The following is a 25,108-nucleotide window of genomic DNA, read 5'->3' as shown; positions in this document are numbered from 1 at the left end:
GGCCCGGCCGATACCGGCGGCGATACGGCCGGGCCGGGTGGCCATCTCCGCCCGGATCGCCTGGACGGAGATGTGGACGGCCCGACCGTCGAGACGCACGCCTGGGGCTACTTCTGGGTGGAGCAGGGGTCGCAGCAGGAGGGGGCCGGTTCGACGCAGATGGTGACGGTGTCGGTGTTGTTGGTGGTGTCGGGGTCCTTTTCGTTGCTGGTGGCGGTCGCGGTGTTGCTGGTCCGGCCGGCCTTGGTGGCCTTGGCCCTCAGTACGAGGGTGGCGGTGGCGCCGTCGGCCAGGTCGCCCACGGCCAACTGCCCGGTGGCCGGGTCATAGCTTCCGGGTGTGCCGTCGGCGGACAGGAAGGTGAGGCCGTCGGGGAGCTGGTCGGTGACGGTGACACCGGTGGCCTGGTTCGGGCCGGTGTTGTGGACGGTGATGCGGTAGGTCACGGTCTGGCCGACGGTGACGGTGGTCGCGTCGGCTGCCTTCGTCACGGTCAGGTCGGCGGCCGGTTTGACCTGTGTTACCTGCTCGTTGGAGGTGGACGTCAATGGCTCTGGCTTGTCGCCGAGCCTGTTCTCGTAGGAGGCGGTTGCGGTGTTGCTGATCTGCTTGCCGCCGCTGGCCCGGTCGATGGTGACCCGGTACTCCGCCGTCGTTCCTGCCGGCAGGGACTCGGTGTTGGGCAGGCTGCCCCCCTCCGCGCCGGAAGCACCGTTGCCGAGGTGGAAGGCGACCCTGTTCGCCTGAGCGTCGTAGTACGCCTGGTCGTCACCTTGCGTATCGCTCTTCGCCCCGGCATTCGGGCCGTCGACGATACGCAGGGAACCGGGCAGATACGTTGTTCCCTGCGGGATGACGTCGGTCAGGATGAGGTTCTCGGCCCCGCCGCCTCCCTCGTTCTTGGCGGTGATGCGGTAGGTGACGACGTCGCCCACCTCCAGCGGCCCCGCGGGAACAGCGGTCTTGGCGAGCACCACGTAAGGGGCGGTGCCGAAGAAGATGCCGTCCAGGAAGTTGCCGATGCTGGGATTGCCGCCGGCGGCAGAGATGGAACGGAAGGCGAAGCGCGTCAGCGTCTGGCCCGCGGGGACGGTGTAGATGCCTGTGTAGTAACCCCATGCGGTGTTGCCGTCGGTGAAGCGCCTCTGCTGCACCGTGGAGCCCGGCGCGCCGATGTCCAGCGCCATGGTGTCATCCCCCTGGCGGCCACGGTGATACAGCCGCCAGTACAGCTTCGTACCGGGCGTAGTCGGCAGGTCCTGGTAGAGCGTGGAGACCTGGTACGCGTTGAGTTCGGCGAACTGGGCGCCCTCAGCTGCCGGCACACCGTTGAAACCCGAATGCCACAGCTCAATCATGTGGTCGGAGGCGGTGGTGAGCCAGCCCGGGACCCGCTTGGCCGCCTGCGTCTGCGAGGAGTCCGGCAGGATCTCCACACCGGTCACGGCGGGTTGTTCGAAGCTGCCGTTGACCAGGGCGACCCGGAGCGGAGCAGCAGGAGGTGTAGTCATGGTTCTTCCCTTCGAGACGACACTGCTGGAGTGCACCGCCGACCGGCCGAACATCTGCGCACCGTGGCGGAGCCGAGACCCCCAGAAGCGCACCGCATTCGAGTGAACACGTAAAGTGATACTCGAATGGGGTCAGCCACCCCCGCGCGGAAAGTTTGCGAAGCCGGCCCCGGGACGCCCCCGCCATCGGCACACCGCTCCCGCCACACACGCCTCCCATCTCTCTCGTGCCACCACTGTCTTGACCGAAAGCCCCTGTTGCACCCCTTACGCCCACCCTTGCTCAGGGTGAATCAGCTACCGAGAAGTTGACGCTCCCGGCACAGTGGCGGCGGCCGCGCAGGAACCAAAGGCCCGGCACTCAACCTGGCCGGGTATCCGGTCCAGGACCGGATCGGACTCCGGAGCCAACGTGCGCGACAACCAGGCCTTCACTCCGCCCGTGCAAGGGATACCGCCCATCCGCTCTCGGCGCGGACCGCAGTGTCGTAAACCTGGGAAGCGACATGCCGACAAGGGCTACGACTACTCCCACCTGCGGCGATGACTACGCGAGCGCGGGATCCGGCAGCGCATCGCTCGCAAGGGAGTCGAGCCCTTGCAACGACACCGGGCCGTCACCGCTACGCACCTTGTCGTGGCTCACCGACTACCGCCGACGCCATCGAGGCAGAGCCGACCACTTCCACGCCTTCACGAGCATCGCCTGCACTCTCGTCTGCTACCGCAGACTCACCCCAATGAGATGACTCCCAAATCTCGAGCCAAGAGCCGCCCCCGGCAGCGCCGTCCGCACACCCCGGGCCCGCCTGCCACGACCCGCCCGCACACCTCAGGTCCAGGGGAGCGTGCGCCACGGGCTGGCCGGGTCCCCGGTCAGGGCACGGTGGGTCGCGAGGGCAGTCTCGTACCACTCGCCGAACTCCTCTTCGTCGAAGTGGAGGCAGCGGCCAAGAACGTAGGCGGCCGAGAAGCTCTCCCACGAGCGGTAGTTGAGCTGGACGAGACGGCCGGCACCGACCACGGCCGCCTCCGCCTCCTGCAAGGAGCACAGACGCGCGGCGAGGCCCCAGCGGGCCATGCCGGACGCCCGGCCGTAGTCCCAGGCCTCGACGCTATGGACGAAACCCCCTTCGGGCAGCAGGTCGTCGGCACGGAACCGCGCCTCGTAGCGGGCGATGCGGCCGATCAGCCGCTGCACGCCGGTCACTTGGCCCTCCAGCTCCGCGGCGGTGACGGTGCGGCCCTGGGTGACGCCGTCCGCGGTCAGGCGGGGTTCGGTGGCGGCCTCTGTGCGGCGGCGCACCACATTCGCCGCAGCCTGGCGCCAGTGGTCGACGTCGACGGGGCCCGCGAAGTCCAGGGCCATGGAGCGGCGCAGTCGCAGGACGAACTCCCAGACGCCGCTGACCATCCCGGCGCTCAGCAGCAGCTCCTGAGTGTCCTGCCAGTCCTCGCGGGTGCTGACGCCCCACCAGCGTTCCAGCGTGCGCTTCTCGTTGCGGTAGCCGCTGCCGTGGTAGGCCATCGAGTTCCAGTAGTGTCCGTTGCGCACGTTGATGTGCGCGCCGGCCGCGAGACCGAAGGCCACGAGGCCGGTGCGTGGCCCGCCCGTCTCCAGGGTGTGGACGGCGTCCCGGGCCAGCCCCGGCCGTTCCACCGAGGCGAAGTGGCGCTGCCACAGGGCGCGGCCCTCCGGCCCGGCCGGCAGGACGCCCTCGCAGGGGCTGCCGGGGTTGACAACGAGGTAGGGCGGGTCGTTTGGACGCCAGGCCTCCGCGAACCAGCCCAAGTCATAGCAGTTGTGGACGGGGTCGGCGACGGGCGGTGGCAGCATGCCGCCGGTGTAGACGGCCAGGCACATGGTCTGGGTCTGCGGGCTCCAGTAGGGGTGGAAGCGGTTGTTGCCCGGGTTCGCGTCGACCCACTCCCGCGACTGCATCATGTACAGGTCTGCCTGGGCGACGAGGTCGTAGTACGCGGGCCAGTCGCCGCGCGCCTTCGCCTCGTACAGCCCCCGTTCGACCGCGCTCGGCGCCTGCCAGCCCTGCGCCGGGGCCGTCGGACCGGGCAGGGCTCCTCCGTTGTGACCTGCTGTCAAACCCATGGGCAAACCTTAAGGGGGGCTCGGCACGGCCGCCCTGCCGAACTCCTCAAGCGGGTGCCACAGGTGCGAGTCCTGGCGGGGCGCGAGCCGAAAGAGCACCTACGGACCTCCGTAGGTGCTCCTTCCGAGACGGGACCGCGGGCCCGGCGAACTCAGGCCTTCGCGTACGGCCTGATCGCCGTCGGGGCGTGCCCCGGCTCCGTCGCCAGGTCCTCGAACTCGTTGACCGACGCGATGTCCGTACCGCTCATCGAGATGTTCGTGATCCGCTCCAGGATCGCCTCGACGACCACCGGCACCCGGAACTCCGCCGCCAGCTTCTTGGCCTCCTCGAGGGCCGGCAGCAGCCGGTCCGGCTCGGTGACGCGGATCGCCTTGCAGCCCAGGCCCTCGACGACCTTGACGTGGTCCACGCCGTAGGCGCCCAGCTCCGGCGAGTTGATGTTCTCGAACTCCAGGTTGACCTGGAAGTCGATGTCGAAATTGCGCTGCGCCTGCCGGATCAGCCCCAGGTAGGAGTTGTTCACCAGGACGTGCACGTACGGGATGTGGTGCTGCGCGCCGACCGCGAGCTCCTCCAGCATGAACTGGAAGTCGTAGTCGCCGGAGAGCGCGACGACGGAGGCCTCGGGGTCGGCCGTCGCGACACCCAGCGCGGCCGGGATGGTCCAGCCGAGCGGCCCCGCCTGGCCGCAGTTGATCCAGTGGCGCGGCCGGTAGACGTGCAGCATCTGCGCGCCCGCGATCTGGGAGAGGCCGATGGTGGTGACGTACCGGGTCTCGGGGCCGAAGGCCCGGTTCATCTCCTCGTACACCCGCTGCGGCTTCAGCGGCACGTTGTCGAAGTGGGTGCGCCGCTGGAGGGCCGCCCTGCGCTCCTGGGTGGACGCGGCCCACCTTGAGCGGTCCTTCAGTTCGCCGGCCGCCTTCAGCTCGCGCGCCACCTCGACGAACAGCTCCAGCGCGGCCCCGGCGTCGGAGGCGATACCGAGGTCGGGGGCGAAGATCTTGCCCAGCTGGGTGGGCTCGATGTCGACGTGGACGAACTTCCGGCCCCGCGTGTAGACGTCCAGCTTGCCGGTGTGGCGGTTGGCCCAGCGGTTGCCGATGCCGAGGACGAAGTCGGACTCCAGGAAGTTCGCGTTGCCGTAGCGGTGCGAGGTCTGGAGGCCGACCATGCCGGCGTTCAGCTCGTGGTCGTCGGCGAGGATGCCCCAGCCCATCAGGGTCGGGACGACCGGGACGCCGGTCAGTTCGGCGAACTCCACCAGGAGTTCGGAGGCGTCGGCGTTGATGATGCCGCCGCCCGCGACGAGCAGCGGCCGCTCGGACGCGTTCAGCATCTCCAGCGCGCGCTCGATCTGCTTGCGGCTCGCGGCGGGCTTGTGCACCGGCAGCGGCTCGTACAGATCGGGGTCGAACTCGATCTCGGTCATCTGCACGTCGATCGGCAGGTCGATGAGGACCGGGCCGGGACGGCCGGTGCGCATCAGGTGGAACGCCTGCTGGAAGACGCCGGGGACCTGCGCGGCCTCCAGGACGGTGGTGGCCGCCTTGGTGACCGGCTTGGCGATCGACGCGATGTCGACGGCCTGGAAGTCCTCCTTGTGCAGGACCGCCGTCGGGGCCTGGCCGGTGATGCACAGGATCGGGACGGAGTCGGCGATGGCGGAGTAGAGGCCGGTGATCATGTCGGTGCCGGCGGGGCCCGACGTACCGATGCAGACACCGATGTTCCCCGGGCGGGCCCTGGTGTAGCCCTCCGCCATGTGGGAGGCGCCCTCGACGTGGCGGGCGAGCGTGTGATGAACCCCGCCGGAGGCCTTGAGGGCCGCGTAGAAGGGGTTGATCGCCGCGCCCGGCACACCGAACGCGTTGCTGACGCCTTCGCGCTTGAGGATCTCAACTGCCGCTCGGGCAGCGGTCATTCGAGGCATTGAGTGCTCCTGCTCGGACCTGGGTGGAGTCGGGCTCTGTCGCGCCACCTGAGAGCGCCAATTCCGCATTACGGAAACTTGATTCTGCTATACGGAAGCAAATCTAAAGTGCGCCCGGACAGCCGTCAAGGGAGGCGGCTCAGTGCGGGACCCGAGCGGAGGCGGTGGCGCGAAGTGGCTCAAGTCCCTCCCCCGGACCTCGCTCTTGGTGGAGCATGGGGGTACGGAGCGGAGTCGGCCCGGAACCCGGGCCGCCCGCGGTCCGTGCGGCGAAGGAGGCCAGGGTGGAGTCAGTGCCGGTACGGTGCCCGGCCTGCCGCCGGGACCACACGTACGCCACACCCGCCTACCCGTGCCCGTGCGGCTCGCCGACCGCCCCGCCGCTGATGCGCGGCGCCCCCGTCACGACGATCACCCACCGCACCTGGAACGACGACTGGGTGACGGTGCGCTGTCGGGCCTGCGGGCGGCACGACCAGTGGCCGCAGCCCGAGCTGTGCTGCCCGTGCGGCGCGGTGCTGCGGCTCCCGGTCCGCCCCGTGGCGTCCCCCGGCCGCCCGCCGGGGACCGGGTCGCGGCCGGTGCGCCCGTCGCACATCCCGCTGCCACGTACGGCCGCGGCCCCGAGGCCGGCGTTCCGGCCGCTGACCATCCGTACGGCTCGTGACGCGGTCGGCGCCGCCGCGCTGTATCTGAGGTGGCTCGGCTACCGGGATGTCCTCCAGCCAGCCGAGCGCCCCGCGTCCCGGATCGACCTGCGGGCGGCCGGGCTGATCGCCCAGGTCGACTCCACCACCAGGGCGACCCCGCTGCGCGAGGTCGAATGCCTGTGGCTCAACGCGCTGAGCACCTCGGTCTCCGCGGTGCTCTTCTCGCTCGCCGGATACACGCCGGACGCCCGGGAGCGCGCGGACGGGCTCGGCATCCCGCTCTTCGTCATGGATCTCACCGGGAGCCCGCAGCCGGTGAACGGCCCGGCGGACGAACTGGTCAGCACGGGCGCCTGAGCGCCGTTCCCGTACCGCTCGGCGGGCGGCACGCTCCATACTGAGGTATGCGTATCCGCCCCGCCCGACGCTCGGATCTCCCACTGCTTCAGGACATCGAGCGTGCCGCGGGCGAGCCCTTCCGCACCGTCGGCATGTCCCGCGTGGCCGACGACGAGCCGCCGTCCCTGGACGTTCTGGACGAGTACCGCCGGGCCCGCCGCGCCTGGGTGACCGTCGGCGCCGACGACCGGCCGCTGGGCTATCTCGTCGCCGATCCGGTCGACGGCGCCGCCCACATCGAGCAGGTCTCGGTCCATCCGTCGGCCGCCCGGCGCGGGCTGGGCGGCGGCCTCATCGGCCATACGGACGGCTGGGCGGCGGCCGAGGGGCTGACCGCGCTCACCCTCACCACGTTCTCCCACGTTCCGTGGAACGCGCCGTACTACGCCCGGCTCGGCTTCCGTGTGCTGACGGAGTCCGAACTCACCGACGGACTGCGGAAGATCCGTGCCGAGGAGGCGGAACACGGCCTGGACCGGTGGCCGAGGGTCTGTATGCGCCGGAACGTGCCGCACCTCACAGAAATCAACCGGCCACAGTGAGTGCTATCGGTCACGTTCGAGCCAGGGGCCACAGATGTTCGGTCGGTTGTCGGTGGCGGGCCTTACAGTGGGGCGCATGGTCTTAACTCCACGGCTCACTCCACCCAATGCGCCGGCGCACGCCACCCAGCCCGCCCACCTCGCCCAGCCGGCCCACCCCGCCGCTGTCGAGGCGAACGAGGCGATCCGCGCGCTTGTGGACGCACGCGCCGGACAGGACTGGTCCTCCGTGGAGTCCGCGGCGTACGAGGTGCTCCTCATCGAATGGGCGGCCGCCACCCGGGCCGCCGCGGGCGACATCATCGAAGCCGCCTGACAGCGCCCCGGCCCCGCTCGCACGGACCCCGCCGGGGCACTACCGGCCGTAGTTCTCACGCAGTTCGATCTTCCGGACCTTCCCGCTGACCGTCATCGGGAAGGTTTCGAGAATCTCCAGCAGCCGCGGCACCTTGTAATGCGCCAGCTGTCCGCGGCAGAACGCCGCCACCTCCTCCAGGGTCGGCGGGTCCGCCGGGTCCCCGGGAATGACGCAGGCCAGGATCTCCTCGCCGTACCGCTCGTCCGGCACCCCCACGACCTGCACATCCGCGATCTTGGGGTGGCTGTAGAGGAACTCCTCGATCTCGCGCGGATACACGTTCTCACCACCGCGGATGATCATGTCCTTGATCCGGCCGACGATCTGCACGTACCCGTCCTCGCGCATCACCGCGAGGTCCCCGGTGTGCATCCAGCGCCCCGCGTCGATCACTTCGGCGGTCCGCTCGGGCTGCTCCCAGTAACCGAGCATCACGCTGTAGCCCCGGGTGCAGAGTTCACCCGAGGCGCCGCGCTCCAGTGTCACGCCCGTCGCCGGGTCGATGACCTTGACCTCGATGTGCGGCATCACGCGCCCGACGGTGCCGGTGCGGCGCTCCAGGTCGTCGTCACGGCGGGTCTGGGTGGAGACCGGGGAGGTCTCCGTCATCCCGTAGCAGATGGACACCTCGTCCATGTGCATCTCGGCGACGACCCGCTTCATCACCTCGACCGGGCAGGGCGATCCGGCCATGATGCCGGTCCGCAGCGAGGAGAGGTCGTACGAGGCGAAGCCGGGGAGGTTCAGCTCGGCGATGAACATGGTGGGGACGCCGTACAGCGAGGTGCAGCGCTCCTGCTGGACGGCGGCCAGCACGGCGGCGGCCTCGAAGGCGGGGGCCGGGATCACGATGCAGGCGCCGTGCGAGGTGATCCCGAGGTTGCCCATGACCATGCCGAAGCAGTGGTAGAAGGGGACCGGCAGACAGACCCGGTCCGCTTCGGTGTAGGCGACCAGCTCCCCCACGAAGTAGCCGTTGTTGAGGATGTTGTGGTGGGAGAGGGTGGCCCCCTTGGGGAAGCCCGTGGTGCCCGAGGTGTACTGGATGTTGATCGGGTCGTCGCAGGACAACCCGTCCTCGCGCGCCGCGAGTTGTTGCGGAGTCACCGCCTCTTTGGCGGCCAGCAGCTCGTCCCAGGTGGGGTCGCCGATGTAGTGCACGGCGCGCAGCGCGGGGCAGTTGGGGCGGACCTCGTCCACCAGGGCCCGGTAGTCGCTGGTGCGGTGCGCGAGCGTGGCGACCAGGAGCGTGATCCCGGCCTGCTTCAGTACGTACTCCAGCTCGTGCGCCCGGTACGCGGGGTTGATGTTGACCATGACGGCGCCGATACGGGCGGTGGCGTACTGGACGAGCACCCACTCGGGGCAGTTGAGGGCCCAGATGCCGACCCGGTCCCCCTTGGCCACCCCGGACGCCATCAGCGCGCGGGCCAGGCCGTCGACGGCCGAGCCGAACTCCGTGTACGTCCAGCGTCGCCCGGAGACCACGTCGACCAGCGCCTCGCGCGCGCCGAACGCGTCGATCGCCCGGTCGAGACTGCGTCCGATGGTGTCGCCGAGCAGGGCGGTGGTGCCGGTGCCGTGGGCGTAGGACAGCTCGGTCACGTCAGGTCTCCCTCGGCGTACTCGGCGCCGGTGCCCCGGGCCGTGGCCTCACGCAGCTCGATCCGGCGGATCTTGCCGGAGACGGTCTTGGGCAGCTCGGCGAACTCCAGCCGCCGGATCCGCTTGTACGGGGCGAGGACCGCGCGGGAGTGGGCGAAGAGCACCTTGGCCGTGTCGGGTCCGGGCTCCCAGCCCTCGGCCAGCACGACGTACGCCTTCGGGACGGCGAGCCGTACCGGGTCGGGGGCCGGTACGACCGCGGCCTCCGCGACGGCCTCGTGCTCCAGCAGGGCGCTCTCCAGCTCGAACGGGGAGATCTTGTAGTCGGAGGCCTTGAAGACGTCGTCCGCGCGGCCCACGTAGGTGATGTAGCCGTCCTCGTCGCGGGAGCCGATGTCCCCGGTGCGGTAGTAGCCGCCGGCCATGGCCTCCGCGGTGCGGTCCGGGTCGCCGTGGTAGCCGGTCATCAGGCCGACCGGCTGGGTCGACAGATCGAGGGAGATCTCGCCCTCGCCGGCGCCGGGCTCCCCGCTGACCGGGTCCAGGAGCACCACCTTGAAGCCGGGGCTCGGGCGGCCCATCGAGCCGGCCTTCAGCGTCTGGCCGGGGGTGTTGGCGACCTGGACGGCCGTCTCCGTCTGGCCGAAGCCGTCACGGATGGTGACGCCCCACGCGCGCCGGACCGTCTCGATGACCTCGGGGTTGAGCGGTTCGCCGGCCGCGACGACCTCACGCGGCGGGGTCTTCAGCTGGGAGAGGTCGGCCTGGATGAGCATCCGCCAGACGGTGGGCGGGGCGCAGAAGCTGGTGATCTCCGAGCGGTCCATCTCGGCCATCAGCCGGCCCGCGTCGAAGCGGGTGTAGTTGAAGATGAAGACGGTCGCCTCGGCGCTCCACGGGGCGAAGAGGTTGGACCAGGCGTGCTTCGCCCAGCCGGGCGAGGAGATGTTGAGGTGCACGTCGCCGGGCTTCAGCCCGATCCAGTACATCGTCGACAAGTGGCCCACGGGGTAGGAGACATGGGTGTGCTCGACCAGCTTGGGGCTGGCGGTGGTGCCCGAGGTGAAGTAGAGCATCAGCGGTTCGTCGGCGTCGGTCTCCCGGTCCGCGGTGAAGGTCTCCGGCTGCTCGTCGGCCCCGCTGTAGGAGAGCCAGCCCTCGGTGTCCGCGCCGACGGCGATCCGGGTGTAGCGGCCGGGCACCTCGGCGAACTTGCCGGTGTCGGCGTCCCTGACCAGCACATGGCGGACCCGGCCGCGCTCCACCCGGTCGCGCAGGTCGGCCGGGCCCAGCAACGGGGTCGCGGGGATGACGACGGCGCGCAGCTTCATCGCGGCGAGGGCGGTCTCCCACAGCTCCACCTGGTTGCCGAGCATGACGAGGATGCGGTCGCCCTCCCGTACGCCCTGGGCGCGCAGCCAGTTCGCGGCCTGGTTGGAGCGGGCGGACATCCTGGCGAAGGACGTCTCGGTGCGCCCGCCGTCCTCCTCCACGATGTGCAGGGCGGTGCGGTCGTTGTTCCTGGCGATGACGTCGAACCAGTCCAGGGCCCAGTTGAAATGGGCGCTCCGGGGCCAGCGGAAGCCCTCGTAGGCCGCGTTGTAGTCCTCGCGGTGCTCCAACAGGAAGTCCCGGGCGGCCCGGAACGTCTCCGTCGCACTGGTTGCCGACATGTGCCCTCCTCATTGCGGACCGGACCGGTCTCTTAACATGATGTAAACAGTGACCCAGGTCTCACCACCCCCGAACGGGGGTGCCGCTCAGTCGGCTGAACCTCTGGGGCCGGGGAGAGAGGCGTCATCGTGCCGGAATCCGTCGATGCGGTGGAGATGCAGGCCGCGCTGCTGCGGCTGCGCCGGACGAGCGGGCTGCCCGTGGCGTTCGGGGGGCTGCTCTCCGACACCCGCCATGCCAGGATCGCCGAGCTGAACGGGGCGCACACCGCGGCGCTGCGCGGGCTGGTGATCTCGGCCGGCAGCGGACTGGGCGGCAAGGCGATCGCCCTGTCCCGGCCGTGCGCGGTGACCGACTACCACTCCTCGCGCCACATCAGCCACGAGTACGACACGGCCGTGGCCGCGGAGGGCCTGCGCTCGGTGGTCGCGGTACCCGTCGTCGTACGCCGCAAGGTGCGGGGCGTCCTGTACGGGGCGCTGCGCGAGCCCCTCACGCTCGGGGACCGGACGTTCGACGCGGCGGTGGCGGCGGCCCGCGACGTGGAGCAGGCGCTCGCCGTACGGGACGAGGTGCAGCTGCTGCTGGCCGTGACCCGCGAGGAGGTGACCGACCCGAGGGCCGCCCCGGAGGCGTGGGAGGGCGTCCGGGAGGCGCACCGGGAACTGCGCGCCCTGGTGCCCAAGGTCCTCGATCCGGCGCTGCGCGACGAGCTGCTCGCGGTGTGCGGGCGGCTCGCCTCCGCGGCCGGAACCCGGGTGCCGGGGTCCCGGGAGGTGCAGTTGGCGCCGCGCGAGCTCGACGTCCTGTCCTGTGTCGCGGCGGGCGCGACGAACGCGGTGGCGGCGGACCGGCTCGGGCTGCGCCCGGAGACGGTGAAGGGCTATCTGCGCTCCGCGATGCGGAAGCTCGGCGCGCACACCCGGCTGGAGGCGGTCGTCGCGGCCCGGCGGGCGGGGCTGCTGCCGTAGCCGCGGCGGCGGGGCCGGAACAAGGCTCCCGTCCCCGTTCACACGGTCACGCCGTCACCCGTCGAAGTCGACGAACGAGGCGAACCTGATGTCGTACCCGCTGCCGTCCCTGGTCGCTTCCGTCATCACGGTGAGCAGGGCGACGGCCTCCTTCGTGACGGCGTCGCGCCCGGCCGCGTCGAGGCGTCGCAGCTCCTGCACGGTGACGGTGGCCGGTGCGCCGCCCCGTCCGGTGTCCAGCCGCCAGAGGGCCGCGAGGAAGCCGTCGGCCAGGACGCTTCCGTAGCTCTGGTTTCCCACCCCGTTGCGCCCCTTGAAGCGTGGCGGGATGACGCGGGTGCGGTCCGCGTGGCCGAGCAGCACGTTGTCGAACTCGGGCAGGAAGCGCGGCGGGGCGGGGGTGTCCTCGTCGGGGCGCGGGGCGTCGGGCAGGTCGAAGAGCTCGACGCCGTTCTCGTCCCGGAAGGTGACGAGCCGCGGACGGAGCCGGTCGAAGACCTCCCCCAGCCGGGTCAGACCGGCCCATGTCTGCATGTCCCGCACCGACGCCGGACCGAAGGCGCAGAGGTAGCGCAGCACCGTGGCGTCGGGCGCGGGCACCGGCCCGGAGGGCCTGGCGAGCCAGTGCTCGACGGTGGTCAGCGCCACCCGGCCGCTCTTCCCCCACACCCCGCGCGGGGTCACCTGGACCAGCGGCAGCACACAGCGGGCCGCCGTGCTCAGGGCCTGCGGGTCCGCGTCGGGCCACTCGGTGAGCAGCCTCTCGCGGATCTCCTTCGGGGTGCGGGGTGCCTCCTCGACGTACTCCCGGCTGATGTCGCGGAGCCGGTCCAGGTCCACGCCCACGAGCCGCTTCCGGAAGATCCTCAGCTCCCGGTCGCGGGCCTCCTGGACGAGGGGGCGCAGGGTGAGCGCGTCGTCGGCGGTGTGGGTGTGGATGGTGGAGCGCAGGGTGACGATGCGGACGGCCTCGCGCGACTCCATCAGGGCGGCGAGCTCGGCCGGGTCGAAGCCCTCGATGCGGGCCAGGAGCTGGAAGTACGGCGGCCGGGTGTTCTGCGCCTGGAGGCCGACGAGGTGCCGGATCGCCTCCGCGGCCGTCATCGGGGCGCGGCGGAGCAGCAGTTGGCGTTCCAGGGTCGCGCGCCCCAGTGCCCGTGGCGAGAGCACCGCGGGGGCGGAGGCGGAGGTCTTCTTCTGCACGGCCATGGGCGGCACGGTACGCGGCCGTCGGGCCTGTTTGCCGTCCTGGTGCGCGCGGCTCTTCGTACTCCGCCGTGCCGTTGGGCGCGGTACCCGGATCTCGGCGCCTTCCGCCCGCATCATGGACCGGTGATCAGTGTCCTCTTCGCCGTCCTGACCGCGCTCAGCAACGGGTCCGCCTCCGTTCTCCAGCGCCGAGCCGCCATGAACGTCCCGGACCGGGAGGCGATGCATGTGTCGCTGATCGGCCATCTGCTGCGCCAGAAGGTGTGGCTCGCGGGGATCTCGCTGGTGATCGTCGCGGCCGTCTGCCAGGCCGTGGCGCTGGCCACCGGGCCGATCGCGGTGGTCCAGCCGATCTTCGTGATCGAGCTGCCGGCGACCCTGCTGCTGGCGGGGTTCGTGATGCGGGTGCGGGTGCCCCGGCCCGTTTGGTTCGGGGCGGCCGCCGTGACGGCCGGTCTGGCTCTCGGCATGGCGTCGGCCGCTCCGGGCGGCGGGAGCACCTCGGTGCACGGGGCGGCGTGGGTTCCGGCGCTGATCCTGACCGGTCTCTTCGAGGCGGCCCTGATCGCCGGGTCACGGGTCACCCGCGGCAACCCCCGGGCCGCCCTGCTCGGACTGGCCGCCGCCTGCGGATACGCGCTCACCGCCGCCCTCATGAAGGACGCCATGGCGCGGCTCAGCGACGGCGACGGGGTGGTGGTGCTCTTCGAGTCCTGGCAGCTGTACGCCACCGCCGCGGCGGGCGTCGGCGCGCTGTTCCTCCTCCAGAACGCCCTCCAGGCGGGCACCCTGGTCGCGGTCCAGCCGTGCCTGACCCTGGGCGACGCCCTCATCAGCGTCCTGTACGGGGTCACCCTGTTCGGCGAGGAGCTGCGCACCGGCTGGTGGCTGTTCCCCGAGCTGCTGGCCCTGGGCCTGATCACCGCGGGCTGCGTCGAACTGGCCCGGTCACCGCTGGCCTCCGGAAACGCGACGCCCCCGTCCCGCGCGCGCCGGGTGAACTGAACACCACCGCGGTTGCGGAACGGGGACCCCGTGTTCCAGGAACACGCCCCGGCTGTCTGCCGGCTACTTGCTCACGGCGAAGCGCATCAGGGCCTGCTCGTCGCCCTGCTTGATCTTCCCGGTCTCGTTGATCACCTCAAGCTTCCAGCTCCCGCCGACGCGGAACGCCTTGGCCACGGCGCAGCCGTTGTCGTTGCTGAGCAGGCTCGGCCAGATGTCGGCGACCTGCTGGGTGGAGCCGCCCGTCGCGTCGTACACCTTGAAGCTGATGTTGCGCGCGTTCTGGAAGGAGCTGTGCTTCTTGTACGCCGCCGCGATGAAGACGATGGACGTGATGTTGGACGGCACCCTGGCGAAGTCGACGGTCACGGTCTCGTCGTCGCCGTCACCACGCCCGGTCTGGTTGTCGCCGCTGTGCGCCAGCGAGCCGTTGCCCAGCGGGTCCAGCGAGTCGAGCCCGGCCAGCCGCACCGGCTCCGCGCCCTGCATCGCGATGGCGATGAGGTCGAGGTCCGTGCCCTTCTTCTGACGGATCTTCCCCATCAGCCCGCCACTGCTGCCGACAGTGGGATCCCAGGACGCCCCGATGGACAGGTGGGTCACCCCGTCCAGATCCGCGGGGCCGTCTTCCTTCTTCAACGTGATCATGCGTGATCCTCTTCGTGGCGAGATTCCTACAGCTTGAGTGTGCCTGGTGTCTCCCGCGCGCAGCCCACCAGGGGCAAAATTTCGACCAAGTGTTTGACGCCTCGGAACGGATTGTCCTGCGTCGGCACGATGTCATCGGACATGGGCACGTGATACGGGTCAACGGTGTCCATGACTCCCCGGGCGCACGCCTGCCCGCTCCGGGGCGCTGTGCGCCCCGGAGCGGGCAGGATCCGCTCGCCGGGCCGGCCTCCGCGGTGACGTGCGGGCCGGCTCCGGCTCATTCGGCCGGTGTACGCACCACCAGGGGCGTCCCGAGGCGCTGGTGCCCGCCGCTGGCGAGCATCCGCACCTCCGAGCGCTCACTGATCTCCGCCCGGACGATCCCGGTCTCGTCCTCGTAGACCGGGTATCCGCCGGCCCCGGACTGTGCGGTCCGCCGGACGGTCACCGTGTCGTCCTCGACCGCGGACGACTGAAACACCAGCTGGTAGCTCTCCGGGTAATCCATGACGGCCTCTCCGTGGCTGCGTCTGCGGACGGCCTCTCCACACGGCTCTCCGCGCCGGTCCCGCGCTGCTGGGGCGCTCGGCCCACACCTTCCATCGTCCCTCACTCCGGCCGTCACCGCCCACTCGCGGCCGCACGGCTGCGGGCCGGGCACGGGGCCCCCTATCCTGAGGAGGTACGCGAAATCCGAAGGCGATTGGGCTGCTGTGCCCCCTTCTCCCGCGTCGTACGGTGGGCATGACCGGGATCCCCGACATCGGGAAGGGACTCATCATGAAGGATGCCGACCAGGGCGACGAGGTCTACCAGCCCCAGCAGCCGGAGGCCTCCGACCCCGCCGATCTGCTCGACGCGGAAGAGACCCTGGACCACCACGACGTCCCCGACGTCCTCGACCAGGGGTACTCCCCGCCCGAGCGGCCGTGGGCCGTGGAGGACCGGGGAACCACCGCGTCCGAGCAGCACAGCGGCGAGGCCCTGGCGGGCCGGCTGGCCCGGGAGCTGCCCGAGATCGGCGACGAGCCCGGTGACGGCATGGGTGACCTTCCGGACGGGGACGGCGAGCCCTGGGACGACGAGGTCGGAACCGTACGCGCCGGACGCCTCACCAGGGAGCTGGACCGGAACGACCCGGACACCACGGCGGGCGAGGACGTCGGGATCGACGGGGCGGCTGCATCGGCCGAGGAGGCCGCCATGCATGTCGTCCCGGACGGCCGGGTGTGACGACGGCCGAGGCCCGGGAACCCGCCGCTCCCCCGCCGCTCCGCCCGTCCGCAGCGGCAGTGTCGTACCGAAGGAGAGTCAACATGCCGTACATCACCGTCGGCCGGGAGAACTCCGCCGCCATCGAGCTGTACTACGAGGACCACGGCGCGGGCAGGCCGGTCGTCCTGATCCACGGGTTCCCGCTGAGCGGCGCGTCGTGGGAGAAGCAGCTCCCGGTCCTGCTCGGCGCCGGGTACCGAGTCATCACCTACGACCGGCGCGGTTTCGGCCGGTCGAGCAGGCCCGTCACCGGGTACGACTACGACACGTTCGCCGAGGACCTGAACACCGTGTTGGAGACGCTCGACCTCCAGGACGCGGTGCTGACCGGGTTCTCCATGGGTACCGGCGAGGTCACCCGCTACCTCGGCAACCACGGCTCGCGCCGGGTCGGCCTGGCCGTCCTGGTGGCGCCCGTGCCGCCCTTCCTGCTGAAGACGGACGACAACCCCGCAGGCGTCGACCAGAGCGTCTTCGACGGCATCATGAGCGCCGCCGTCGCGGACCGGCCCGCCTATCTGACGGAGTTCCTCGACGCCTTCAACAACACCGACAAGCTCGGGGGCACCCGGATCAGCGAACAGGCCCTGCGGATGCAGTGGAACGTGGCGGCGGACGCCTCGGCCCACGCCACGCTGGCGTGCGTGCCGACCTGGCTGACGGACTTCCGCGACGACCTGCCGAAGAACGACGTACCCACGCTCGTCGTGCAGGGCGACGAGGACCGCATCCTGCCCATCGACTCCACCGGGCGGCGGCTGCCGGACCTCATCCACGACAGCCGCCTCGTGGAGATCCCGGGCGGTCCGCACAACATCGGCTGGACCCATGCCGAGGAGCTCAACACCGCGCTGATGGGCTTCCTGGACGAACACCGGCGCTGACCGGTCCGGTGCCCTCGCCGCTCGCCCGGCCCGCGCTTACTCCGGAGGTAATCGACCGGTTCCGCGAGGTCGGACATCGTGTTCCTCACGAGCACAACCCGCCCGGCGCACCCGCCGGGACCGACGAGAGGACCCCACGATGACCGCCTACGACGACGCCGTCCAGCGCTACTTCGCCGCCTGGAACGCCACCACCCCCGAGGAGCTGGAGAAGGCCGTCGCCGCGGCGTTCACCGAGGACGCCACCTACACCGATCCACTGGCCGCTGTACGGGGACACGACGAGCTGGCGGCCGCCATCAGCGGCGCCCAGCAGCAGTTCCCCGGCTTCGCCTTCCGTCGGACCGGGGCCGTCGACGGGCACCACGCCCTCGTCCGCTTCAGCTGGGAGCTGGTCGCCGCGGCGGACGGCTCGGCGCCCGTCGCCGGTTCGGACGTGGTCACGCTCGCCGACGACGGGCGGATCAGCTCGGTGAGCGGATTCCTGGACCGGGTACCGGGCGCCTGACTCCCGGCACCGGGGGCGCCGACCCGGCCGGCGGACGCACGGTCTCCGTCATCCCGCGTTCCCCTCGACGCGTGCCATGGCGTTCAGGTGGTCGACCGGCGCCGCCGGGCCGTTCTCCCGGAAGGCGTCCCACAGCCGCCGGTAGGGGCCGTGGGCGGCGAGCAGTTCGGTGTGGGTGCCGGTCTCGACGACGGCTCCCGCGTCGAGCACCACCACCCGGTCGGCCCGGACCGCCGTGGTCAGCCGGTGGGCGACGACGACGGTGGTACGGCGACGGGACAGCACCTCCGTCGCCGCGGCCACCCATCGTTCGGTGGCCAGGTCCAGTGAGGCGGTGGCCTCGTCGAGCAACAGGACGTCGGGGTCGACGAGTTCGGCGCGGGCCAGGGCCAGGAGCTGGCGCTGTCCGGCGGAGAGGTTCCGGCCGCGCTCCCCCACCTGCTGGAGGTAGCCGAGCCGCAGTCCGGCCACCATGTCGTGCGCGCCGACCGCGCGGGCCGCCTGCTCGACCTCGGCGTCGGTGGCGTCGGGGCGCCCGTAGGCGATGGCGTCACGGACGGTGCCGCTGAACAGATGGGCCTCCTGCGGGACCACCCCGAGTCTGCGGCGGAAGCCGGGGAGATCGAGCGCGCGCAGATCGTGCCCGTCCACCCGGACCGTGCCGGCGGAGGGGTCGTAGAACCGGGCGAGGAGCTTCACAACCGTCGACTTGCCGGCCCCGGTCGCACCGACCAGGGCGACGGTCTCTCCGGGCGCGATGCGCAGGGAGACCCCGTGCAGGACCTCCTGCCCGCCACCGCCCGCGTAGCCGAAGGAGACCGAGTCGAACTCGATCTCGCCGCGCAGTGCGCGGACCGGCCGGGCGTCCTTCGCGGGCGGGGTGCCGGCGGGGGTGCGCATCAGTGCGCGCAGCCTGCCGAGACCGACGACGGCCTGCTGATACCCGTCGAAGACCTGGGAGAGCTGCTGGATCGGGGAGAAGAACAGCTCGACGTAGAGCAGGAACGCGATGAGCGTCCCCGCGCTCAGCTCCCCCGAGCGGACCTGTCCGGCGCCGACCGTGAGCACGGCCGCCGAGGAGAGCGTGCCGAGGAACTCGACGAACGGGAAGAACGTGCCCATGTAGCGCTGGGCGCGCAGCCTGGAGTCCCGGAAGGACCAGGCGAGTACGGCGAAGCCGGCGGCGTTTCGTTCCTCGCGGCGGAAGGCCTGGGTGACCCGGATCGCGGTGACGTTCTCCTGGAGGCAGGCGTTGACGGCGCTGATCCGCTCCCGGGCCTCGCGGTACGCGGGCACGGAGAAGTGACGGAAGACGGCGGTGGCCACGATCAGCAGCGGCAGCGAGGCGAGCAGCACCAGTGCCAGCTCGGCGTCGATCACCAGCAGGCTGGCCAAGACGCCGAGGACCGTCAGCAGGCTCACCACGGCGGTGATCAGGCCGGTCTGGAGGAAGTTCGACAGGGCGTCGACGTCGGTGGTCATCCGGGTCATGATTCGGCCGCCGAGTTCACGCTCGTAGTAGTCGAGGCCGAGGCGCTGGAGCTGCGCGAAGGTCTTCACGCGCAGGGTGTAGAGGAGGCGTTCGCCGGTGCGTCCGGTGGTACGGACCTGGGCCACGCCGATCAGCCAGTTGGCGGCCACCACGATGCCCGCGGCCGCTGCGGCGGTCATCAGGACGGCCCCGGAACGGTGGGCCACCCCGTGGTCCACTCCCTGCCGGACCAGGACCGGCACGGTGATCTGGGCGGCGGCGTCCAGGGCGACGAGCAGCAGGCCGAGGAGCAGCGGCAGCCGGAAGGGTCTCAGCAGGGCCGCGAGGCCGAAGTCCGCCTCGGCGGCGGTCGCCTGCCGGGTGGACACCTCGGGGTCCGCCGCGGACAGCGGGAGCCTGGACAAGGCGGCGATGAGTTCGGGGCTCGGCGGGGCGGAGCCGAGCACCCCGGCACCGGGGCCCGCGCGTCCGGGCCCGGACGCCGCCACGGCAAGTGCCTGGGCGGCCCGGACAGAGGTGCCCTCCCGCTGTTCGCCGTCCGTCCCCTCGGGGCGGAGCCAGAGGTGCGGGGTGGGGCAGCCGGGCGGTGCGCCGGGGGCGGGAACGGTGGCGGCAGCGGTGGCGTCCGCGTCGGATGAGAGGAGCTGCCGGAACAGGGCTGATCTGTCGCGGAGTTCGTCCGGTGTCCCGGTGTCCGTGATCCGGCCGCCGTCCAGGATCGCGACCCGGTCGGCGAGTTCCAGCGTCGATCTGCGGTGGGCGATGATCAAGGTGGTGCGGCGGCGGTCGTCCTCCCGCAGCCGGTGGTGGATCTCCGCCTCCACCCGGGCGTCGATGGCCGACGTGGCGTCGTCCAGGACGAGCACGGCCGGGTCGCCGATCAGGGCGCGGGCCAGGGCCATCCGCTGGCGCTGGCCGCCGGAGAGCGTGAGGCCCTGCTCTCCGACCACGGTGTCGTACCCCTGTGGAAGGCGTTCGATGAACTCGTCGGCGCGGGCGATCCGGGCCGCGGCGCGGATCCGCTCGTCGGTGGCGTCCGGCACCCCGTAGGCGATGTTGGCACGCACCGTGTCCGACAGCAGCAGGCTCTCCTCGAAGACGTAACCGATGCCGGAACGCAGGGAGTTCAGGGTGAGGTCGCGGACGTCGCTGCCGCCCACCCGTACCGATCCGGACGGCACGTCGTAGAACCGGGGCAGCAGGGCGGCGGCGGTGGATTTCCCGGAGCCGGCCGGGCCGATCAGGGCGAGGGTCTCGCCGGGGCGGATGTCCAGGGTGAAGTCGTCAAGGAGCGGTTCGCCGTCCCCGTGGCCGAAGGTGACGTGCTCCCAGGCGATGGCGGGCGGTTCGTCCGGGAGTTCGCGGGCCCCCGGTGCGTCGGTGATCACCGGGGCCTCGTCGACGACCTCCAGGACCCGTTCCGCACCGGTCCGTGCCTGCTGCCAGACGGTGAGCAGCGTCGCCACCTGGCGTACCGGGGTGACGAAGGAGCCGAGGTAGGTGGTGAAGGCGAGAAAGGTCCCGAGCGAGATCCGGCCGTGCAGGGCCATCCAGCCGCCCAGGGCGAGCACGGCGACCTGGCCGAGCGCGGGGACCGCCTGGAGCGCCGGGTTGTAGCGGCTGGTGAACCGTACGACCCGCAGCCGGGAAGCGAAGAGCCGGCGAACGCGCTGTTCGAGACCGGCGAGTTCGCGCTGCTCCTGGCCGAAGCCCTTCACCACCCGGACGCCGGTGACGGTCGCCTCGACGGTGGAGGCGACCTCTGCGGCCTCCTGCTGGGCATGCCAGTTGGCGGGGAAGAGGTCGCGGCGGCTGCGCAGCGCGATCAGCCAGAGCAGCGGGCCGACGACCAGGGCCACGACGGTCAGCAGGGGTGACAGCACCGCCATGAAGACCAGCGAGAAGAGGAACATCAGCGCGTTGCCGGTGAGGTTCGGCAGGAACTGCAGCAGCGTCTGGATGAGGGTGATGTCGGAGATGGACCGGCTGACCACCTGTCCGGTGCGCAGATCGTCCTGCTGGGCGCCGCCGAGCCGGAGCAGGGCGGCGAACGCGTCGTTGCGGAGGTCGTACTGCACCCCGAGGGACAGCCGGCCCGAACGGTAGCGGCGGGTGAAGCTCGCGCCGAAGCGGACCGCGCCGAGCGTGGCGAGCAGGACGGTCCAGGGGGCGAGCGAGGCGGTGGTGCCGGCCGCCACCCCGTCCACCACGTGCCGCAGCACGAGCGGCAGGGTGGCGGTGGCGACGGCGCCGACCACGGCGGCGCCGAAGGCGAGGAGCAGATCGGTGCGGTGGAGCAGGCAGTAGCCCAGCAGGCGCCGGGCCCATCCGGGCGACTGCTGTGCGGGCGTACCGGTTTCCGGGTTCGGACAGTCCGTCACCGGGCCTCCGCCAGAGCGATGCCGAAGTGGCCCTCACCGCTGTCGACGCTCTCGAACAGCCGGTTGGCGGGCCGGGGCAGTCCGTAGTGGCCGCGCAGGGTCCTCGCGGTGTACTGGGTGCGGAACAGGCCCCGCTCCTGGAGGATCGGCACCACCCGGTCGACGAAGGCCTCCGGGCCGGAGGGCAGGACGGCGGGCATGATGTCGGAGCCGTCGGCGGCCCCGCTGTCGTACCAGTGCTCGATGGTGTCGGCGACCTGCTCGGCCGTGCCGGCGAACGTGCGGTGGCCGCGACCGCCGCCGAGCCGGCCGATGAGATGACGCGCCGTCAGGTACTGGCGCCTGGCCGGCTCCAGTCCGGCGTCCAGCGCGAGGGCCTCGGCCTCGGTGTCACCGATGACGGGCTCGATGCCGGGCAGGATCTTGATGCCGTCGGGGTTGCGGCCGATGGCCTCGGCGCGCTGCTTCACATCCTTGTGGAACGCGATGCCTTCCTCCAGGGTCTGCTGGGCGGTGAACACCGCCTCCGCGTACCGGGCGGCGAAGTCCTTGCCGTCCTCGCTGGACCCGGCCTGTACGAGCAAGAGATACCCCTGTGGGGGGCGTTGTACGTTCAGCGGGCCCTCGACGCGGAAGAACTCGCCCCTGTGTTCGATCTTCCGTCCCGGCCGCCCGAGGCATGGTCCAGCGAGGCGAACCGGCGGGCCAGGTTGCAGGGCTCGTTGTAGCTGGTCGACACGGTGGCGTTGAGGCCGATGTGGCGGGTGGCCCCGGCGAGCGCGGTCAGCGGGACGGTGGGTTCCAGTTCGGCGGACGGCCGCCGGCCGGGGTCGCCCATCAGGACCGGGCTGTCGGCGAGGAACAGCGAGTCCAGCCGGCCGCGTTCGGCGATCCGGGCCGGGTTCTTGTAGTGCTCGATGTCGGAGTTGGCCCCGGCCGGGCTCTCCGGCAGCCGCCAGGACGCCTCGTGGTGGCCGGTGGACATGAGGAAGGCGTTGAGGTGCAGCGGCTTGCGGTCAGGCGTGCGGGACATGGGATTCCTTCACTTCGGAGCGGGTCCGGGGCCGGGACTGGGATTGGGGCTCCGGGATTGGGGCCGGGGCACGCCGAGGGCGTCGAGCAGCGTGTCGCGGTACACCTGGAACCGGGGGTCGCGCCGGGCGCGCGGGGCGGGCAGATCGACGGTGAGGCCGACGGAGATCCGGCCGTCCTCCAGGACGAGTACCCGGTCGGCCAGTTCGACGGCCTCGTCGACGTCATGGGTGACCAGCAGCACCGCGGGGCGGTGGCGCTCGTACAGCTCGCGCAGCAGACCGTGCATCCTGATCCGGGTGAGGGCGTCCCGCGCGCCGAACGGCTCGCCGGCCAGGAGCGGGGCCGGTCCGGATCGCGGACGGCGGCCACGTTGGGCCGGATGGCGCAGCGATTTCTGGAATTAACCTCTGATGCCTTGTCATCGCCGGTTCTACGCGCATAGCTTGTGCTCCCTCATCACACTCTGAGGGGCAGTTTCCGTGCGCATATCCAGACCACGTTCCGTCCTGCTGGCCGGCGCGGTCGCCGTGACCCTCTCGGCGACCGCGCTGCCCGCCGCCTTCGCGGCCCCGTCCTCGACCGCCGTGATCTCCGAGGTGTACGGGGGCGGCGGGAACTCGGGAGCGACACTCACCCGCGACTTCGTCGAGCTGGCCAACGCCGGCTCCGCCGCGTACGACCTGTCCGGGTTCAGCGTCCAGTACCTTCCCGGGGCGCCGTCCGCCGGTTCGCAGTGGCAGGTGTCCCCGCTCACCGGCGCCGTCGCGCCCGGCGGCCGCTATCTGGTGGCCCAGGCCGCGGGCACCGGCGGTACCGTCGGCCTGCCCGCACCGGATGCCACCGGCACCGTCGCGATGGCCGCCGCGAGCGGCACGGTCGCACTGGTCTCCGGCACCGCGCCGCTGACCTGCAAGACGGCGGCCGACTGCGCCTCCGACACTCGTGTCGTCGACCTGGTGGGCTACGGCTCCGCGGTCGTCCGGGAGGGCAGCGGACCGGCGACGGGCGCCTCCGCCACCGCCTCCGTGGCGCGTGCCGCCTCGCTGGCGGACACCGACGACAACGCCGCCGACCTGTCCGCGGGCGCCCCCACGCCGGTGAACGCGGCCGGTGAGACGTCGGGCGGCGAGGGCCCCGGCGACCCGGACAACCCGACCGAGCCCGGCACCGTGCGCGTGCACGACATCCAGGGCACCACCCGGGTCTCCCCGCTGGACGGCCAGGCGGTGACCGGGGTCCCCGGCGTCGTCACGGCGGTACGCACCACGGGTTCGCGCGGCTTCTGGATCCAGGACCCCTCGCCGGACGCGGACCCCCGTACCTCCGAGGGCGTCCTCGTCTACACCGGTTCCGCCGCCCCGACGGTCTCGGTGGGCGACTCGGTGCTGGTCAGCGGCACGGTGGACGAGTACTACCCGTCGGCCACCACGCAGTCCGTCACCGAGATCACCGCCCCCAGGACCACGGTCCTCTCCTCGGGCAACGCGCTCCCGGCACCCGTGGTGCTCGACGCGGCCTCGGTGCCCGGCGGCTATGTCCCCTCCGCGGACGGCGGCTCGATCGACGCGCTGCCCCTCGAACCGGCGAAGTACGCCCTCGACCTCTACGAGTCGCTCGAAGGCACCCGGGTCGAGACCGCCGACACCCGGGTCACGGGCGCCACGAGCTCGTACGGCGAGGTGTGGGTGACCGTCGAGCCGAAGCAGAACCCGACCCGGCGCGGCGGCACGCTGTACGCCTCGTACACCGACCAGAACACCGGCCGGATCAAGGTGATGTCGCTCGACAGCACCCGGCCCGTCCCGGTCGCGAACGTGGGTGACGTGCTGTCCGGCACCACCACCGGGGTGCTGGACTACGACTCCTTCGGCGGTTACAGCCTCCAGGCCACCCGGCTCGGCACGCTCACCGACCGGCACCTGAAGCGCGAGGTCACCAGGGAGCAGAAGCGCGACGAACTCGCCGTCTCCACGTACAACGTGGAGAACCTCGACGCGCTCGACGACCAGGGCAAGTTCGACACCCTCGCCAAGGGCGTGGCGGTCAATCTGGCCTCCCCCGACATCGTGTCGCTGGAGGAGATCCAGGACGACAACGGTGCGGTCAACGACGGCACGGTCGGCTCCGAGGCCACCCTGAAGCGGTTCACCGACGCGATCGTCGCGGCGGGCGGACCCAGGTACTCCTGGCGCTATGTCGCTCCGCAGGACGGCAAGGACGGTGGCGAGCCCGGCGGCAACATCCGTAACGTCTTCCTCTTCAACCCCGCCCGGGTCTCCTTCGTGGACCGGGCCGGCGGCGACGCGACCACCGCGGTGAAGGCCGTACGGACCAAGAAGGGCGTCACCCTGTCGGCCTCGCCCGCCCGGATCAGCCCGCTGGACGAGTCCTGGTCCGACAGCCGCAAGCCCCTCGTCGGTGAGTTCCGCTTCCGCGGGGAGCCGGTGTTCGTCATCGGCAACCACTTCACCTCCAAGGGCGGCGACCAGCCGCTGCACGGCCGCTACCAGGCACCGGCCCGCAGCTCGGAGACGAAGCGGGTCAAGCAGGCGGCGCAGGTCAACACCTTCGTCAAGTCACTGCTGGCGGCGGACAAGTCGGCGCGGGTCATCACGCTCGGCGACCTGAACGACTTCGCGTTCTCGCCGACGATGTCCGCGCTGACCGCCGGGAAGGCGCTCAAGCCGCTGATCAGCACGCTGCCGGCGAACGAGCGGTACAGCTATGTGTACGAGGGCAACTCGCAGACGCTGGACCACATCCTGACGAGCCCCGGCATCCGGCGCTTCGACTACGACGTGGTGCACATCAACGCGGAGTTCGCGGACCAGGCGAGCGACCACGACCCGCAGATCGTGCGGGTACGGGCCGACGGACCCGGCCACGGACACCACGGGCACCACTGATCCCGCGC

General features: G+C 71.3%; 18 protein-coding genes and 3 pseudogenes. 10 read left to right on the top strand and 11 right to left on the bottom strand.

Annotated features, from left to right (window positions below):
- Positions 1 to 107 precede the first annotated feature (107 nt).
- On the bottom strand, positions 108 to 1,511 hold the full coding sequence (locus tag ACIO3R_RS18810; RefSeq protein ID WP_402106866.1) for a hypothetical protein: 1,404 nt from the start codon (positions 1,509 to 1,511) through the stop codon (positions 108 to 110).
- A gap of 400 nt (positions 1,512 to 1,911) precedes the next feature.
- Between ACIO3R_RS18810 and ACIO3R_RS18805 the strand changes: the two are divergent.
- Positions 1,912 to 2,260 (top strand): annotated as a pseudogene (locus tag ACIO3R_RS18805) (IS5/IS1182 family transposase); the annotation flags it as partial.
- An 83-nt stretch (positions 2,261 to 2,343) separates the two neighbouring features.
- Here ACIO3R_RS18805 and ACIO3R_RS18800 read toward each other — a convergent pair.
- Complete coding sequence (locus tag ACIO3R_RS18800; protein WP_402106863.1) at positions 2,344 to 3,618, bottom strand: DUF1266 domain-containing protein; 1,275 nt, start codon at positions 3,616 to 3,618, stop codon at positions 2,344 to 2,346.
- Positions 3,619 to 3,770: 152 nt separating this feature from the next.
- Complete coding sequence (gene gcl, locus ACIO3R_RS18795; protein ID WP_402106860.1) at positions 3,771 to 5,546, bottom strand: glyoxylate carboligase; 1,776 nt, start codon at positions 5,544 to 5,546, stop codon at positions 3,771 to 3,773.
- A gap of 293 nt (positions 5,547 to 5,839) precedes the next feature.
- Here gcl and ACIO3R_RS18790 point away from each other — a divergent pair, with 293 nt between their 5' ends.
- From ACIO3R_RS18790 to ACIO3R_RS18780, 3 genes are all read left to right on the top strand, one after another.
- Complete coding sequence (locus ACIO3R_RS18790; RefSeq protein ID WP_385039097.1) at positions 5,840 to 6,562, top strand: hypothetical protein; 723 nt, start codon at positions 5,840 to 5,842, stop codon at positions 6,560 to 6,562.
- A gap of 47 nt (positions 6,563 to 6,609) precedes the next feature.
- Positions 6,610 to 7,146 carry a GNAT family N-acetyltransferase gene (locus ACIO3R_RS18785; RefSeq protein WP_385039094.1) on the top strand — a complete coding sequence of 179 codons (537 nt, stop codon included), beginning with the start codon at positions 6,610 to 6,612 and terminating at the stop codon, positions 7,144 to 7,146.
- A gap of 76 nt (positions 7,147 to 7,222) precedes the next feature.
- A complete protein-coding gene (locus ACIO3R_RS18780; protein ID WP_363020875.1) occupies positions 7,223 to 7,462 on the top strand; it encodes a hypothetical protein in 240 nt (79 codons plus the stop codon).
- Positions 7,463 to 7,501: 39 nt separating this feature from the next.
- Here ACIO3R_RS18780 and ACIO3R_RS18775 read toward each other — a convergent pair whose 3' ends face one another.
- Both ACIO3R_RS18775 and ACIO3R_RS18770 read right to left on the bottom strand, forming a co-directional pair.
- Positions 7,502 to 9,109, bottom strand: coding sequence for an AMP-binding protein (locus ACIO3R_RS18775; protein WP_402106856.1), 1,608 nt, complete (start codon positions 9,107 to 9,109; stop codon positions 7,502 to 7,504).
- Positions 9,106 to 10,782, bottom strand: coding sequence for an AMP-binding protein (locus ACIO3R_RS18770; protein WP_402106855.1), 1,677 nt, complete (start codon positions 10,780 to 10,782; stop codon positions 9,106 to 9,108). Before ACIO3R_RS18770 ends, ACIO3R_RS18775 begins: the two co-directional genes overlap by 4 nt.
- Before the next feature lie 129 nt (positions 10,783 to 10,911).
- On the opposite strand from ACIO3R_RS18770, the gene ACIO3R_RS18765 reads away from it, so the two are divergent.
- Complete coding sequence (locus ACIO3R_RS18765) at positions 10,912 to 11,754, top strand: helix-turn-helix transcriptional regulator (protein ID WP_363020878.1); 843 nt, start codon at positions 10,912 to 10,914, stop codon at positions 11,752 to 11,754.
- Positions 11,755 to 11,808: 54 nt separating this feature from the next.
- Here ACIO3R_RS18765 and ACIO3R_RS18760 read toward each other — a convergent pair whose 3' ends face one another.
- Positions 11,809 to 12,963: a winged helix DNA-binding domain-containing protein gene (locus ACIO3R_RS18760; RefSeq protein ID WP_402106852.1), complete on the bottom strand. Its 1,155-nt coding sequence runs from the start codon at positions 12,961 to 12,963 to the stop codon at positions 11,809 to 11,811.
- Positions 12,964 to 13,086: 123 nt separating this feature from the next.
- Here ACIO3R_RS18760 and ACIO3R_RS18755 point away from each other — a divergent pair, with 123 nt between their 5' ends.
- On the top strand, positions 13,087 to 13,968 hold the full coding sequence (locus tag ACIO3R_RS18755) for a DMT family transporter (protein WP_385039082.1): 882 nt from the start codon (positions 13,087 to 13,089) through the stop codon (positions 13,966 to 13,968).
- Positions 13,969 to 14,031: 63 nt separating this feature from the next.
- Here ACIO3R_RS18755 and ACIO3R_RS18750 read toward each other — a convergent pair whose 3' ends face one another.
- On the bottom strand, positions 14,032 to 14,616 hold the full coding sequence (locus ACIO3R_RS18750) for a TerD family protein (protein WP_385039079.1): 585 nt from the start codon (positions 14,614 to 14,616) through the stop codon (positions 14,032 to 14,034).
- A 280-nt stretch (positions 14,617 to 14,896) separates the two neighbouring features.
- The gene (locus tag ACIO3R_RS18745; RefSeq protein ID WP_385353999.1) at positions 14,897 to 15,127 is read right to left on the bottom strand and encodes a DUF6296 family protein; all 231 of its coding nucleotides are present in this window, start codon (positions 15,125 to 15,127) and stop codon (positions 14,897 to 14,899) included.
- A 272-nt stretch (positions 15,128 to 15,399) separates the two neighbouring features.
- Here ACIO3R_RS18745 and ACIO3R_RS18740 point away from each other — a divergent pair, with 272 nt between their 5' ends.
- From ACIO3R_RS18740 to ACIO3R_RS18730, 3 genes are all read left to right on the top strand, one after another.
- Entirely contained in the window at positions 15,400 to 15,852 is a 453-nt protein-coding gene (locus ACIO3R_RS18740) for a DUF5709 domain-containing protein (RefSeq protein WP_402107151.1), read from the top strand.
- Positions 15,853 to 15,935: 83 nt separating this feature from the next.
- Positions 15,936 to 16,778 (top strand): alpha/beta fold hydrolase, encoded by an 843-nt coding sequence (locus ACIO3R_RS18735; protein WP_402106848.1) that lies wholly within the window; start codon positions 15,936 to 15,938, stop codon positions 16,776 to 16,778.
- Between the two features lie 139 nt (positions 16,779 to 16,917).
- On the top strand, positions 16,918 to 17,286 hold the full coding sequence (locus ACIO3R_RS18730) for a nuclear transport factor 2 family protein (protein WP_402106844.1): 369 nt from the start codon (positions 16,918 to 16,920) through the stop codon (positions 17,284 to 17,286).
- A 48-nt stretch (positions 17,287 to 17,334) separates the two neighbouring features.
- Here ACIO3R_RS18730 and ACIO3R_RS18725 read toward each other — a convergent pair whose 3' ends face one another.
- The 3 genes and pseudogenes from ACIO3R_RS18725 to ACIO3R_RS18715 all read right to left on the bottom strand — a co-directional run.
- Complete coding sequence (locus tag ACIO3R_RS18725) at positions 17,335 to 21,159, bottom strand: ABC transporter ATP-binding protein (protein WP_402106841.1); 3,825 nt, start codon at positions 21,157 to 21,159, stop codon at positions 17,335 to 17,337.
- Positions 21,156 to 22,192, bottom strand: a pseudogene (locus tag ACIO3R_RS18720) (LLM class flavin-dependent oxidoreductase). The gene ACIO3R_RS18725 and the pseudogene ACIO3R_RS18720 overlap by 4 nt, the downstream one beginning before the upstream one ends.
- Positions 22,193 to 22,201: 9 nt before the next feature.
- Positions 22,202 to 22,570: pseudogene (locus ACIO3R_RS18715) on the bottom strand (hypothetical protein); the annotation flags it as partial.
- Positions 22,571 to 22,673: 103 nt separating this feature from the next.
- Here ACIO3R_RS18715 and ACIO3R_RS18710 point away from each other — a divergent pair.
- Complete coding sequence (locus ACIO3R_RS18710; RefSeq protein ID WP_402106839.1) at positions 22,674 to 25,100, top strand: endonuclease/exonuclease/phosphatase family protein; 2,427 nt, start codon at positions 22,674 to 22,676, stop codon at positions 25,098 to 25,100.
- Positions 25,101 to 25,108: the final 8 nt, after the last annotated feature.

Source organism: Streptomyces sp. NPDC087428 (genome assembly GCF_044744085.1).
Taxonomy (GTDB): domain Bacteria; phylum Actinomycetota; class Actinomycetes; order Streptomycetales; family Streptomycetaceae; genus Streptomyces.
This window is presented reverse-complemented; position numbering and strand designations above follow the sequence as displayed.

What these genes read in the sequence shown, in the direction of transcription:
- ACIO3R_RS18760 (WP_402106852.1), bottom strand. Translation starts at nt 12,963, where the DNA reads ATGGCCGTGCAGAAGAAGACCTCCGCCTCCGCCCCCGCGGTGCTCTCG.
- ACIO3R_RS18740 (WP_402107151.1), top strand. Translation starts at nt 15,400, where the DNA reads ATGAAGGATGCCGACCAGGGCGACGAGGTCTACCAGCCCCAGCAGCCG.
- ACIO3R_RS18750 (WP_385039079.1), bottom strand. Translation starts at nt 14,616, where the DNA reads ATGATCACGTTGAAGAAGGAAGACGGCCCCGCGGATCTGGACGGGGTG.
- ACIO3R_RS18735 (WP_402106848.1), top strand. Translation starts at nt 15,936, where the DNA reads ATGCCGTACATCACCGTCGGCCGGGAGAACTCCGCCGCCATCGAGCTG.
- ACIO3R_RS18780 (WP_363020875.1), top strand. Translation starts at nt 7,223, where the DNA reads ATGGTCTTAACTCCACGGCTCACTCCACCCAATGCGCCGGCGCACGCC.
- ACIO3R_RS18730 (WP_402106844.1), top strand. Translation starts at nt 16,918, where the DNA reads ATGACCGCCTACGACGACGCCGTCCAGCGCTACTTCGCCGCCTGGAAC.
- ACIO3R_RS18785 (WP_385039094.1), top strand. Translation starts at nt 6,610, where the DNA reads ATGCGTATCCGCCCCGCCCGACGCTCGGATCTCCCACTGCTTCAGGAC.
- gcl (WP_402106860.1), bottom strand. Translation starts at nt 5,546, where the DNA reads ATGACCGCTGCCCGAGCGGCAGTTGAGATCCTCAAGCGCGAAGGCGTC.
- ACIO3R_RS18810 (WP_402106866.1), bottom strand. Translation starts at nt 1,511, where the DNA reads ATGACTACACCTCCTGCTGCTCCGCTCCGGGTCGCCCTGGTCAACGGC.
- ACIO3R_RS18745 (WP_385353999.1), bottom strand. Translation starts at nt 15,127, where the DNA reads ATGGATTACCCGGAGAGCTACCAGCTGGTGTTTCAGTCGTCCGCGGTC.
- ACIO3R_RS18770 (WP_402106855.1), bottom strand. Translation starts at nt 10,782, where the DNA reads ATGTCGGCAACCAGTGCGACGGAGACGTTCCGGGCCGCCCGGGACTTC.
- ACIO3R_RS18800 (WP_402106863.1), bottom strand. Translation starts at nt 3,618, where the DNA reads ATGGGTTTGACAGCAGGTCACAACGGAGGAGCCCTGCCCGGTCCGACG.